The organism is Pectobacterium artocarpous, assembly GCF_046159765.1.
GTDB lineage: Bacteria > Pseudomonadota > Gammaproteobacteria > Enterobacterales > Enterobacteriaceae > Pectobacterium.
Genome location: NZ_JBJXVK010000003.1, coordinates 116,149 through 129,423, shown reverse-complemented (window position 1 = coordinate 129,423; position 13,275 = coordinate 116,149). Strand labels below are relative to the sequence as shown.

Here is a 13,275-nt window from a genome sequence, read left to right as displayed (position 1 = left end):
AGCGACTTATTCCCCGCGCAACGCCGTGGCAGGTGATTGGCGGTAAGACAGCATCGCGGGGATGGTGAGTACGACAGCGGCAACCAGCAACAAGAGCAGGACGAAATGGATGTCTTCCCATTCCAGTGTTACCGGCAGGACAAAGCCGCTTTTCTCGCTCATCACTACCGCGATCGCACGTGCGGCAAGATAGCCCAAGCCGACGCCCAGCAGCACGCCAACGCTGACCAGCGACATCAGTCCGCTCCAAATCAGCGTGAAAATGCCATAGCGTGGTGCACCAAAGGCGCGCAGTGCGCCGATCTGTTTCTGCCGTTGCCGCAGGTGGATCACCGCCACCATCGCCACCGCAACGCCCACTAATCCCTGTGTACCCAGCGAGATATACGTCAGGAGTTCACGAATATCGCCCAACATCGAGTAAAGCTTCACTAGCACTTCGCCGGGGAACACCGCCAGCGTCGTGTTGCTGCGATACAGCGACCGCAACTGATAGGCACCCGCGATCGTTTTCGGTTTAACGACGATAGCGGGCAAGCCCGCCTGATGCGCGTGTCCATGCGCTTCTGCTTCGCCGTGCTCGTCATCGTGTGAATCCGTGACTGGTTGAGCGGCATCGGCATCGGCATCGGCATCGGCATCGGCATCGGCATGATGTTCATCGCTTTCCACTGAATGCGCTTCATGGTGATGTTCATCGGCATGGTGATCACCTTCCGCATGCGCGGCGTCATCATGATCATGTCCGCGATGTTCACCCTCATGTTCATCATGGGCGTGGCTATCATGAGAATGATCATCATGGTCGTGATCATCGTGATGCGCATCGTCCGCACCATGCGGTGGATGGATGCCATGCACTCGCCACACCGCGTTCACTGGTACCAAAATCGCTTTATCCCACGCGCTGCCGTCAGCAGGCAACACACCGACTACAGTGTAGGTGACGTCATCGTGCGCATGCGCCCCTTCCGTTCCCACCTGGCCGTGAATCGGGCTAAATGTACTCCCTATCGTCAGTCCCGTTTGTGCGCCCACCACGGCTTCAAAGCCGTCGTCAAACATGCGGCCTGAGGCAAGCTGACGCTTACCGTTATCCGTCACCAGCGGTGCTGTGGTTCCGACGATCGGCATCCCCTGATAGAAATCACCGAACGCGACCGGTGCTGCCCATGCTACCAGCGGATTTTTCTCCAAATCAGCTAGCACTTGAGCGGGGATCAGCGTCAGCGCAGACGGTTGCAGGAACACGGATGACAGCACGAGCTGGGTTTCACTCCCCGGCGCGCCGATCACCAGATCGAAACGGTCAGCGGCTTTGGCACTGCCCATGCGCAGCGCTCTTTCCTGCAAACTCACCGAAATACTTAACGCTGTCGCCATCGCGATCAGCAACACCACGACCAGCACACCCGGCCAGAGCCGACGCCAGTCGACCCAGATAAGACGCCATGGAATCATGCACGAACCTCCTGAGACAGCGTGTCCGCCACAAGGCGTCCTTTTTCCAGTTGAATACAGCGCGACATCTGCGAGGCCAGACGCGCATCGTGCGTAATCGCAATCAGCGTGGCACGACTGTCTCGTGCCAGCGTCACCAACAGATCGGAAATCTGCTCGCCGCTCTGCGCGTCCAGGCTGGCTGTTGGTTCATCGGCGACGATAATATCTGGCTTGCTGAGCAACGCTCTCGCCACGGCGACCCGCTGCTTCTCGCCGCGTGATAGCACGTCGATCGGGCGTTTTGCGGTATCCAGCCCTACCTGCGCCAGCAAATCCGCTGCCCGCTGTTTGAGCGACGCGGGTATCCGCCAGTGGTGAAACTGCGCGGGCAGTAAGACATTTTCCAGCGCATTCAGACCGGGGAACAGATGGAAATCCTGCATCACCAGCCCGATATGTTCTGCCCGCCAGCGGTCGCGTTCCGCTTCGCTCATCTGCCAGATATCCTGCTTTTCCCACTGCACACAGCCTGTTCCGCTGTGGTCCATCCCGGTGATGGCATTCACCAGCGTGGTTTTGCCTGAACCGGAAGGCCCCATCACCGCAACCCGCTCGCCAGAACGAATAGACAGCGCAGGAATATCCAGCACAGCCTCGGACGTATCGGGGAAGGTCACACTCAGGTGTTGAATCAATAACTCCGCCATCAGCGCTCCTAAAGGGTATCGAACGTGGCTTCACGCAGCCGCAGCAGGCTGACGAAACCCGTTTCAGGATCGGTCCACGATCCGTGTTCCAGCACGCCTTCCACCTCAATCATGGTGTTGTTCTGTACGAAGGTCTGACGTTTGGCGAGATAGACGACAACAATATCTTCGGGCCAGTCCGCATCAGACGAACAGAAAGGGCACAGCGCCATCGGCATTTTGGTTAAGACAAAGAATTGTGACTCCGCCTTAAGCGGCGGCGCCATAAAGCCGCGCATCGTTACCCGTTTACCGGAAAGCGCCTTGACGTCATTGGAGAATTCCAGACCCAGCACGCCGTAAGAGGCATACAGCTTCTCGAAGGAAAGTTCAGACTGTGCGGCTTTCACCGGCGCAATACCTCCGAGAAGGAGGAGCACCAGTACCGCACGCAGCCAGGCGAATAAAAGCGGGGTTTCCCCCGCTTTGCCACATTTCGCATTATTCATCGCGTTGTCGGATTACTTTTTGTCCTGCGGTTTTACCGCCAGTGCATCAACAATGACCCGGAACAGATCGGTGTTTTCCATGTAGCCACGAATGCGCTCTGCGCCAGGGCCGCTAGCTTGAATCACCATATCGTCAACCGCATGAACGCCCGTATCGGAAGAGCGTGGCAGAATCCCTTCGCGGAATACCGCCCCCTCCACTTTCTCGTAGGCTTTGTTGGCAACGTATTCATCTTTTTCGTTCTTGATAGCAGGAACGAACTGGCTATCCAGCTTCGGACGGAACGTTTCGTAATAGTCAGGGAAATTATTGAAGAACACCGCCAGACGTTTGGAGACGTTCAGGTCATCGGGGTAACCGTCTTTGTTGGCATCCTGATAGTTCGGGTAGCCCGCATCTTCATACACGCCGACTTTCTCGCGCATTTCGGTGCCCGGCTTGTTGTCATCCACCGTACCGATGATAGACAGACCGTGCGTATGATCGCCCGTCACGATGATCATCGTATCCGGGTTTTTCTCGGCGAATTTCTTCGCGATGGCCACAGACTGATCCAGCATAATGGTGTTCGTGAAAGCGCGCTCCCAATCCAACGGGTGCGAGGCTTTGTCGATCAGCGCGGATTCCACCATCAGGAAGAAGCCGTCTTTGTTTTTGGACAGCACATCCAGCGCCGCCTGCGTCATGTCCGTCAGGTCAGGCTGGTTAGGGAATTTCTTGGCCACATCGTTTTTCAGGAAACGACGATCCATCACACCATCCATATTGCCAGTGTGGAACAGTCCCAGCAGTTTGGTGGCCTGCGCCGCGTTTTTCTTCAGCGAATCCGCATCGGTCACCAGTGAGTAGCCAGCCTGCTGGAATTTCTCAACGTAGTTGATTTCATCTTTACGCTTTGAGCCCGGCGTACTTTTCGGCAGGAAGTAAGCAGAACCGCCGCCCAGCATGACCGTAGGCTGCACGTTGTAGAACATCTCGACGATCTCGGCTTTATCCGCACGACGGCGAGTATGAGAAACGACTGCCGCTGGTGTGGCGTCCTGAAGTTCAGCATCGCTGACGACGCCAACAGACATCTTGGTAGAACGGGTCAGCAACTCACCCAGCGTTTCCTGCTTCGGGTGTTCCAGTGAATTTTTGCTACGACTGACGTACACACCCAGCGCGTTCACGCCGGATTTGTGACCGGTCATGTAGGCGCTCATGGTGTTGGCGCTGTCGGCCGCGATAGAGTCGGTACTGGACGTACCGGCAAACGCCATATATTGCAGGTCATCGATCGCCAGACGACCAGTTGCCTTGCCTTCCGTCACCCCTTTGGACAGGATGCGTGCGCCTGTGCGGTGCGCAACAGACAGGCCATCGCCGATGAACAGAATCACGTTTTTCGCTTTACGCGTACCGGACGCCTGATAAACCTCCCAGTTCACTTGCGCCTTTTTACCTTTGGCTTCCGCCTCTACCACATACTTGCCCGCTTCCGGCAAGCTCACGTCTCGCAGCCAGATCGTGGAAGCGTTGCCGCCATCTTCACGCTCAACAAACGACGCCGTTTTGCCCAGCACCTGCTGGTAATCTTTGCCGTTAATCAGAATACGAACGTCTTGTGGCTTAAGTACTTCATCAAACTCGACTTTAAAATCGAATTTCCCGCCCGCTAGCATGGTGGCGCGGTCAATAGGATAAATAGCCTGAGCCTGCACCATCCCCGGTAAAGCAGCAGAAATCAGTAAAGGCAGTAACCAGCGAGCTTTCATTGTTATGTCCTTGGTTGCGTCATTTAGCAGGACATAACGTAGTTACCTTTTTTTACAGTTTGATGAATTTCACCATAAATTATTTCACTTATATCTAACCTACTCTGGCTTCTCTTTTAACGGAAAGCGACGCCGCACGACGACAAAGAACAGCGGCACAAAGAAGATGGCGAGGAAAGTGGCGGCCAGCATACCGCCAATCACCCCCGTTCCCACGGCATGCTGGCTGGCCGAGCCCGCGCCGCTGCTGGTCGCCATCGGCAGAACGCCGAAAATAAACGCCAGTGACGTCATCAATATCGGCCGTAATCGCTGACGGGAGGCCTCCAGCGTGGCCTCAACCAGATCCTTGCCTTTTTGGTTCATCTCGTTAGCGAACTCCACAATCAAAATGGCGTTCTTCGCCGATAGCCCGACCACCGTCAGTAATCCAACCTGAAAATAGACATCATTTTCCAGACCGCGCGCCCAGGTGGCTAGCAGCGCCCCCAGCACGCCCATCGGCACGACCAGCATGACGGAGAACGGCACCGTCCAGCTTTCATACAGCGCTGCCAGACACAGAAACACCACCAGCAGCGAAACGGCATACAGCGCTGGAGCCTGCGCTCCGCTCAGCCGCTCCTGCAACGACATCCCCGTCCACTCTACGCCAAAGCCTTCCGGCAGCTTCGCCACCAGCGATTCCATGATCGTCATGGCGGTACCGGTACTGACGCCCGGCATCGCTTCACCGACGATTTCCAGCGAAGAATAGCCGTTGTAACGCTCAAGACGCGGCGAACCGCTTTCCCAGTCGGTTTGCGCAAAGGCACTGAACGGCACCATGCCGCCGCTGTTGTTGCGCACATACCATTTGCTGATGTCGTCCGGCAGCATACGGAACTTTGCCGCCGCCTGAACGTAGACCTTCTTCACGCGGCCACGATCAAGGAAATCATTCACATAGGTCGAGCCCCAGCCCGTTTTCAACGTGCTGTTGATGTCATCCACCGACACGCCCAGCGCCTGTGCTTTGCGCTGTTCGATATGAATCCGCAGTTGCGGGCTGTCGTCCAGACCGTTGTGGCGCACGCGCGTCAGTTCGGGGTTACTGTCGGCCATATTTAACAGCTGATCCCGCGCCGCCATCAGCCCATCGTGTCCCAGTCCAGCGCGATCCTGTAACCGCATGGCAAAACCCGCCGCACTCCCCAGCCCGTTAATTGACGGCGGACTGCTGGCAAACACGCGCGCCTCCTTGATGTCGTGAAAGGCTTTGGTCGCGCGTTCGATCACCGCAAACGAACTGCTCTCCGGTGTGGTGCGTTCGCTCCAGTCTTTAAGACGTATAAACAGTCGCGCCACGTTTTGCCCGTTTCCCCCCGGCCCCGAGCCAATGGTGGAAAACACGGACGTCACGGTGTCTTTTTCCTGCGTGAGATAGTACTGCTCGATCTTGTGGACCACCTGTAAGGTCTGCTGCTGCGTCGATCCCGGCGGTAGCTGCACTTGTGTCGTGAATACGCCCCGATCTTCCTGTGGCAAAAACGAGGTCGGCAGTCGGAAGAACAGGAAAGCCATAATCCCGATGATGCCCATATACAACAGTAGCCAGCGCCCGCTGCTGATCACTATCTTGCCGACGCCACGCTCATACTTCAGCGACGTGCGGGTAAAACTCCGGTTAAACCAGCCGAAGAACCCTTTGCGGCCGTGATGCTGCCCTTTAGCAAGTGGCTTAAGCAATGTCGCACACAGCGCGGGCGTCAGAATCATCGCCACCAGCACAGACAGAATCATTGACGTCACAATCGTGATGGAAAACTGACGGTAAATCGCCCCTGTAGTACCACCAAAGAAGGCCATCGGCACAAACACGGCAGACAGCACCAGCGCAATCCCGACCAGCGCGCCTTGCACCTGTCCCATCGATTTACGTGTCGCCTCCCGTGGCGAAAGCCCCTCCTCACTCATCACCCGTTCGACGTTTTCCACCACCACAATGGCATCGTCCACCAGCAGACCAATCGCCAGCACCATCGCGAACATCGTCAGGGTATTCAGGCTGAACCCACAGGCGTACAGCACAGCAAACGTGCCGAGCAACACCACCGGCACCGCAATCGTGGGAATCAGCGTGGCACGGAAATTCTGCAAGAACAGGTACATCACCAGAAAGACCAGCAGCACCGCTTCAAACAGGGTTTTCACCACGTCGGTGATAGAGGCTTTAACAAAGGGGGAGGTTTCGAAAGCGATGTTGGCTTCCAGGCCGTGTGGAAAATAGCGTGACAGTTCCTCGATTCGTTCTCTGACGCGCTTATCGGTTTCCAGCTCGTTCGCGCCGGACGCCAGCTTCACCCCCAGGCCGGAGGCAGCCTGACCGTTGAAGCGACTGAGAAAATCGTAGCGTTCGGCACCGAGCTCCACTTCCGCGACATTGCCAAGCGTCACGGCGGAGCCGTCCTGATTGACGCGCAGCGTGATATCACGGAACTGCTGTGGCGTCTGTAACAGCGATTGCGCGTTGATCGCGGCGTTAAGCGCCTGATTATCCACCGACGGTACGCCGCCGACCTGCCCTACCGAGACCTGACTGTTCTGCGATTCGATAGCCCGCACCACATCACTGGTCGTCAGCGCATAATCCATCAGTTTGGCCGGATCAAGCCAGATACGCATCGCATACTGCGATCCGTAGGAATCGACCTCACCGACCCCGCTAATACGGCTGATCGGCTCCTGAATATTGGTCGCGACATAATCGGCGATGTCCTGTTTGTCCATGCTGCCATCGGTAGAGACAAACGCGACCATTAGGATATTGGTATCGCCCGTTTTACTCACGGTCACGCCCTGCTGCTGGACTTCCTGTGGCAGCCTGCGGGTAGCGGACTGAAGCTGGTTTTGCACCTGCTGGCGAGCTTCATCGGGGTCAGTACCCGCCTCGAAGGTCAGCATGATGCGGGCTTGCCCGGTATTGCTGCTGTCTGAGGACATGTACATCAGATTATCCAACCCGGTCATGCTCTGCTCAATAACCTGTGTGACGGTATTTTCCAGGGTTTGCGCCGATGCACCGGGGTAGCTCGCCGTGATCCGCACACTGGGCGGTGCCAGATCGGGATACTGTTCCAGCGGTAATGACTTGATGGCTAACATACCGCACAGGCTGAGAAGGATAGCCAGCACCCACGCAAAAATCGGGCGATCGATAAAAAAACCCGCCATCGCTTTCAGACTCCTCAACCGTATTTCGAAGGGGTAACCCCCGACACAGACTATGTAAACTATCGGCAGACTCAATCATTACCACAGGGTGGCAAATTACCTTACCTGCGTAAACTGTCGAAATCGTGGAGAAATTGAGGAGAAAATGTAAATTATCGTCTTTGCGTATCGGTGAACATCTAGCGAGGGAATGGACACAGCCTGCGTGTCCATTCCTGATTGATATTGTCTTAACAACGTGAAAACAGCATTTTTCAGGTAACGATTACAGCACCATCTTTGCAATCATCAGCCCCACCACTACCGAGACCACGACACTGACCAATCCCGGACGCATAAAGCTATGGTTCAGCACATATTTACCAATGCGGGTCGTCCCCGTCGTATCGAATGCCAGCGCAGCCAGACATTGCCCGGCGACAGGAATGAAGAAATAACCATTTACCGCAGGCCATGCACCGATGAGCGCGTAAGCGGGCAAACCCAACGCGATCCCTAATGGTAATAAGATCATCGTCGTTGCCGCCTGACTGCTGACCATCGCGGAAACAAAAAACATCATTACCGCAATTAACCAGATATGTTCCTGCAAGATGGACTGCACACCGGCTTTAATGAAGGGTAAATTTCCACTCACAAACGTGTCGCTCATCCACGCCAGACCGAAGGCACACACAATCGCCAACGCACCAGCCTTGAATACCGTCCCGCTCAAAATCTGGTCAATGGACGGACGGCAAAATAAAACGATCAGACAAGCGAACGACAACATGGTTATCTGAATCGTATATGACATGGATAACAACTGTGGACCTTTTGCGGTTTCAACCATCGGCCTCAGGGACGGAAAAACGCCGAGCAGCACAATCACTACCGCACCTAACAAAAACAGCAGGACAGACAGCTTCACTCGCCAGGTCGCGGGAGTACGCGCTTTCCGCTGTTCGGTGCCCTGAATCAATCCTTCTTTTACCCGACGTTGATATTCCGGATCATCGGCCAGTTCTTTCCCCATGGAAAACGTTGATAGCGCCCCTGCTGCCACACCAATAAGTGTCGCAGGTACACAGACCAGCATGATGGAGGAAATACTGATGTCTAACGGCATCATGAAGCCGATCATTGCTGCCATGGCCGCAGAAATCGGACACGCCGTTATCGCCTGCTGTGACGCAATCACCGAGATGGACAAGGGCCGCTCAGGCCGGATACCTGAATCACGAGCAACCTCAGAAATCACCGGTAACAGGCTGTAAACGACATGGCCGGTGCCAGACATAAAGGTAAAAAGGTAGGATACAAATGGCGCGAGTATTGTAATGTATTTCGGATGCCGTCTGAGCAATCGTTCAGCGACCGAAACGAGAAAATCCAATCCCCCCGCAGCCTGGAGTGACGATGCTGCCAGCACGACAGAAAGAATAATCAACATCACATCGACGGGAGGTGAAGACGGCGATAGCTGGAACAGGAAGACCAGTACACCAACGCCTAAACCGCCGATCATTCCCAAAAAAACGCCACCGATTCTGGCACCGTACATCAGAGCTAATATAATGAAACACAATTCTGTCCAAAACATATATCACCCCAACTTTTATTTTAATATCCCGCCATACTTCAAGTTGCATGTGAGTTGGCTGCAAATCGAATTATTTAGGGTATAATGTCAAAATGAATTTCGGATAATTATTCGGCTTCTAAATAAGATTTACTTATTCTTTGAATGACTTTCCATAACCGAATGCCCCGAAGTATCGCAATGTTTTCCCTGCTAACTGGTTGCCTTTCTCTATTGCCGTTAATATCTTTTCTTTTTTAGTGCCTTTAAACTGTTCATCAGAAAACAAGAAAGAGACTAAAAAGCCAGTAAGAAAAGAATCGCCTGCGCCTAACGTATCAACAGGCTTGATATAATCAGGCCGATAAAAAGTCATTTCATCGCCATCATAATGGTAAACGCCTTCATGGCCACGCGTTGCAACCACAGTATTACAACCATAATCAAACAGCATATTTAATTTATTTTTTGTTTCCTTTTCTGATAAATGACTACAGGAAACAAAACCATAATCGATAAAAGGACACACTTGCCTGAAGTAATCATCCGTACCACGCATAGAGAAATCGAATGATAACAGGACACCTTGTTGTTTAATGATCTCTAATTGGTTTTCCAAATAGCTATTCAAACTTACATGAACCAAATTAAACCCTGAGATATAGTCTAAATCAGCAGATTCAAAAACAAGTGGATGTTCACGCAGCACACCACCTTTATTACTGTGGAGAAAAGTTCTTTCACCGTCGATCAGGTCAATGCAGGCATAGCCATTCTCCCCTGAATAATGGCGGCATCGTTGCGTATCAATACCAAGATGATGTAGCGTGTCTTGCACGTGCCTGGCAGGTTCATCGTCACCAAATACCCCCATGAATGCGCTGTCTAATCCCAATTGTTTGGCATAAACGGAAAAATTTAGCGTATTTCCACCTGGGTACATCAACCCAGTGTGTAAATATTTATCAACAACATTATCGCCAATACCAATGACTCTGTATTTCATTTATTTTCCCGCCGTCTTTCTCAGGGTAAATAACGGTATCTCATTTTATTAAGACAATAACGATCCACCGACAGAAAAGGAGCAGCATCCCTGCTGAAATACCCTTTCATACAAAAATGACACATCAATTTTATTAGAATAATCTGGGGTATCGTTTTTATAAAAACAATATCATTCGTTTATCAGTAATCAACTTTCCACATATAGCGACGTGTTGTTAGCGGATGTTGACGAATCGCTGCCAATGCACGATTGTATACCGGATAAACGTTATTAAATAAAGAGTGGTTAAAATAATCGACAACCGAGACATCAAGAGTAGAAATACCTAACTCTTTTGCATCAATCACTTCAATACGCTTGCCATATTTTTTAAGGAATGTCAGCGCACGTTCATCCAGCGCTCTGGTTTTCCCTTCAGAAAGTTGAATAAAGAATGGCGTGTTGGCATCAGTAATCTCAAATGGCCCATGGAAAAACTCACCGCTATGCAGACAAGCAGAATGAATCCATTGCATTTCCATGAAAATACAAATGCTTTGCAGATAAGCTGAACCATAGCTCGCACCACTACCCATCGTATAAATCACCGGGTCGTCTTTATATTCTTCAGCAAAAGCCTGTGCGCGTTTTTCAACGTGAATACAAGCCTGTTTAACGATTTTGTCGATCTTACCTGCCGCGTCCAGGAACTTATCGTAATGGGCATAGCCTTCCGTCTGGTTGAGAATCTCAACACCGGTTAACAATGCTTTTATGGTTTTTTCTTCAGCAATATCTTTATCGTCACCAAAGCTATAAGTCACCACGTGATCGCAAAACGCCACCAGCGGAGAATCAGTGAGCCACGTTAAACCAATAACCGGAACCCCACGACTCTGCGCCAATTCTGCGGCTTTAATGGTTTCTGGCGTATTGCCTTTATGTGATGCAACAATCAATACCGCGTTTTCACCTAACGCAGCAGGCGGGTTATTGACGAATTCACTACTGTTGTATAGCCCGACAGAAATGTCTTTGCCTTCTGTTTCCAAAAGGCTTTTTACCGGATAAAACGCTGCATAGGAGCCACCACAGGCCGCGTAGTAAACATGCTTAATCCCGCCGACGTCTGCCTTGTCTGCAATAATGCCCGTTACAATCTCTTTTATGCTCATGATTCCTCTCAATAGCGCTTGTGCTTGGATACTCAGTTCACACGTTAAAAAATGTATCAAAATGAACTATAAATTACATATAACATTACAATACATATCATTCAACAAATCGTTCGCTACATGCAAAAAAACTATGGAGCAGATCACTTTTCCCGCATTAACGACGGGGAGTTAATCCACCTGCGGAATGGAGGCGACAAAAAAACCGCCGCGGGCGGTTATTAGCAGTGAAGAACAGATGGAGCGGCAACGCTGAGGAGTATTAGACAAAGAAACGGATTTTATCGCCCACAATAAGCTGGGTGGATGAGCAAGAAGCCTTACCGTGATTATCAATAATACGACTGGTAATAGAGATTAGCGGATACCCTGTCGGTATCGCCAGATAATGGGCAACGTCGTAGCTCGCGTATACCAGCTCAATAACCTTGGCTGAGCGGGTAAAATAGATATCATATTTTTCCTTCAGAATTTGATACAACGACTGTTGGTTAAGCTCTTCCGTCAACAGGAAGGAAAACGTTTCGGGAAAACGGGCGATTTCCAGTGAAACCGGAATATCATCGGCGTAGCGAATACGCTCCAACGTGATAATACGGTCATCGTCGGCCAGTTCCAGTGCATCGCGAACCTCTGTTGTTGGCATTTCAATGACGGATTTAATCGTCCGGGCTCCCGGTCGACGCCCTTGCGAGCGACAAAGCTCCGAAAAGCTGACGATTCCGGACATATCACGTTGAAATTTTTCCGCCGAGACAAAGGTTCCTTTGCCGGAAATTCGCGTGAGCAAATGATCTCGCGTTAACGCTTCCAACGCCTTGCGAACGGTAATGCGGCTGACCTGATAATTCTGGCTGAGTTCCAGTTCCGTGGGGATTTTCTGTCCGGCTTTAAACTCACCATCCAAAATCGCTGATTTGATCTTCTGTTCTAACTGCTTATACAAGGGCAGTGCACTGTCGGTATCCAGTTTCGCCACGATATTGACCATCCTTTTTTATCAGGCATTACGCTGTACGCCCATACAACACGCGCTTTACAGCGACGTATCCATAATCTGTCCGCATGTTAAGCATAACATTATATAACAAAGGCGTTAAATAACCCATCGTCCAGCCTGTTTTCTTCCCTGACGACTTCATCAGGCTGATATCGTTCGTTGCGAAAACGCCATAATAGCTTCAACAAATGCGTCCGGATGAGAAATAAACGGCGCATGTGCCGCCTTGGGAATCACCAGCGATGATGAGTCAGGCCATTGTTGATCCAACAGGCTCGCCACCTTGCGCGGTACCAGACCATCCAATGCGCCATACACTCTCAGGAAGGGTTGTGTCAGCGCGGCGAGCGACTGACGCAAATCAGCCTGACGAAGAATATCCAATCCGCCATTGAGCACCTCAACGGAAGGCATCGGTTGTTCCAGCACCACACTTTTCAGTAAACGCGCATCCTGCCGTGCACTGTCCGTCCCCAGCGTTTGCAACGCCAGAAACCGCTCGACCGTACGCTGGAAATCTTCGCTAAGCTGCTGCTGAAATCCCTGCAATACGTCCGGCTTGATCCCCGGCCAGTTGTCCTGTGCGCTAAAACAGGGGGACGATGCCACGGTAATCAGCTTTTCCACCTGCGAAGGTGCGCGCAACGCAATCTGGCTGGCAACCAATCCACCCAGCGACCACCCTAGCCAGACGGCACGTTCCGGTGCCTGCACCAGCACGCGGTCCGCCATGTCACTCAGCGACATCGGCCCAAATCCCTGGCTTCTGCCATAGCCCGGCAGATCGACCAAATGCAGACGAAAATGCGGGGCGAGTCGCGCAACAATGTTCTGCCATACCTGCGCATTCAATCCCCATCCGTGCAGCAACACAAGATCCGTGTTTCCTGCGCCTTCGGTCTGCCAATACAACGCTGTCATCCGTTATCTTCTCCTCAGGGA

Annotated in this window: 10 protein-coding genes; all 10 read right to left on the bottom strand. The window is 52.2% G+C overall.

The window, feature by feature from the left end; all coding sequences use genetic code 11:
* Positions 1 to 6 precede the first annotated feature (6 nt).
* The 10 genes from ACKQAD_RS02665 to bioH all read right to left on the bottom strand — a co-directional run bounded on the left by ACKQAD_RS02665 (position 7) and on the right by bioH (position 13,254).
* The gene (locus ACKQAD_RS02665; protein WP_409158718.1) at positions 7 to 1,461 is read right to left on the bottom strand and encodes an FtsX-like permease family protein; all 1,455 of its coding nucleotides are present in this window, start codon (positions 1,459 to 1,461) and stop codon (positions 7 to 9) included.
* Positions 1,458 to 2,150: an ABC transporter ATP-binding protein gene (locus tag ACKQAD_RS02660; RefSeq protein ID WP_409158717.1), complete on the bottom strand. Its 693-nt coding sequence runs from the start codon at positions 2,148 to 2,150 to the stop codon at positions 1,458 to 1,460. Before ACKQAD_RS02660 ends, ACKQAD_RS02665 begins: the two co-directional genes overlap by 4 nt.
* A gap of 8 nt (positions 2,151 to 2,158) precedes the next feature.
* The gene (locus ACKQAD_RS02655) at positions 2,159 to 2,638 is read right to left on the bottom strand and encodes a hypothetical protein (protein WP_409158716.1); all 480 of its coding nucleotides are present in this window, start codon (positions 2,636 to 2,638) and stop codon (positions 2,159 to 2,161) included.
* 12 nt (positions 2,639 to 2,650) lie between these two features.
* Positions 2,651 to 4,396 (bottom strand): alkaline phosphatase, encoded by a 1,746-nt coding sequence (locus tag ACKQAD_RS02650; RefSeq protein WP_409158715.1) that lies wholly within the window; start codon positions 4,394 to 4,396, stop codon positions 2,651 to 2,653.
* A 99-nt stretch (positions 4,397 to 4,495) separates the two neighbouring features.
* A complete protein-coding gene (gene acrD, locus ACKQAD_RS02645) occupies positions 4,496 to 7,609 on the bottom strand; it encodes a multidrug efflux RND transporter permease AcrD (RefSeq protein WP_409158714.1) in 3,114 nt (1,037 codons plus the stop codon).
* A gap of 265 nt (positions 7,610 to 7,874) precedes the next feature.
* Positions 7,875 to 9,191, bottom strand: a complete 1,317-nt coding sequence (locus tag ACKQAD_RS02640; RefSeq protein ID WP_409158713.1) for an anaerobic C4-dicarboxylate transporter family protein — start codon at positions 9,189 to 9,191, stop codon at positions 7,875 to 7,877.
* Positions 9,192 to 9,324: 133 nt separating this feature from the next.
* On the bottom strand, positions 9,325 to 10,176 hold the full coding sequence (locus tag ACKQAD_RS02635; protein WP_409158712.1) for a fructoselysine 6-kinase: 852 nt from the start codon (positions 10,174 to 10,176) through the stop codon (positions 9,325 to 9,327).
* Positions 10,177 to 10,358: 182 nt separating this feature from the next.
* Positions 10,359 to 11,336, bottom strand: coding sequence for an SIS domain-containing protein (locus ACKQAD_RS02630; protein WP_409158803.1), 978 nt, complete (start codon positions 11,334 to 11,336; stop codon positions 10,359 to 10,361).
* 259 nt (positions 11,337 to 11,595) lie between these two features.
* Positions 11,596 to 12,324 carry a GntR family transcriptional regulator gene (locus ACKQAD_RS02625; protein ID WP_409158711.1) on the bottom strand — a complete coding sequence of 243 codons (729 nt, stop codon included), beginning with the start codon at positions 12,322 to 12,324 and terminating at the stop codon, positions 11,596 to 11,598.
* Between the two features lie 150 nt (positions 12,325 to 12,474).
* Positions 12,475 to 13,254, bottom strand: coding sequence for a pimeloyl-ACP methyl ester esterase BioH (gene bioH, locus ACKQAD_RS02620; RefSeq protein WP_409158710.1), 780 nt, complete (start codon positions 13,252 to 13,254; stop codon positions 12,475 to 12,477).
* Positions 13,255 to 13,275: the final 21 nt, after the last annotated feature.

Coding starts and splice junctions, on each gene's coding strand:
- ACKQAD_RS02665 (WP_409158718.1), bottom strand. CDS start 1,461: ATGATTCCATGGCGTCTTATCTGGGTCGACTGGCGTCGGCTCTGGCCG.
- ACKQAD_RS02660 (WP_409158717.1), bottom strand. CDS start 2,150: ATGGCGGAGTTATTGATTCAACACCTGAGTGTGACCTTCCCCGATACG.
- ACKQAD_RS02655 (WP_409158716.1), bottom strand. CDS start 2,638: ATGAATAATGCGAAATGTGGCAAAGCGGGGGAAACCCCGCTTTTATTC.
- ACKQAD_RS02650 (WP_409158715.1), bottom strand. CDS start 4,396: ATGAAAGCTCGCTGGTTACTGCCTTTACTGATTTCTGCTGCTTTACCG.
- acrD (WP_409158714.1), bottom strand. CDS start 7,609: ATGGCGGGTTTTTTTATCGATCGCCCGATTTTTGCGTGGGTGCTGGCT.
- ACKQAD_RS02640 (WP_409158713.1), bottom strand. CDS start 9,191: ATGTTTTGGACAGAATTGTGTTTCATTATATTAGCTCTGATGTACGGT.
- ACKQAD_RS02635 (WP_409158712.1), bottom strand. CDS start 10,176: ATGAAATACAGAGTCATTGGTATTGGCGATAATGTTGTTGATAAATAT.
- ACKQAD_RS02625 (WP_409158711.1), bottom strand. CDS start 12,324: ATGGTCAATATCGTGGCGAAACTGGATACCGACAGTGCACTGCCCTTG.
- bioH (WP_409158710.1), bottom strand. CDS start 13,254: ATGACAGCGTTGTATTGGCAGACCGAAGGCGCAGGAAACACGGATCTT.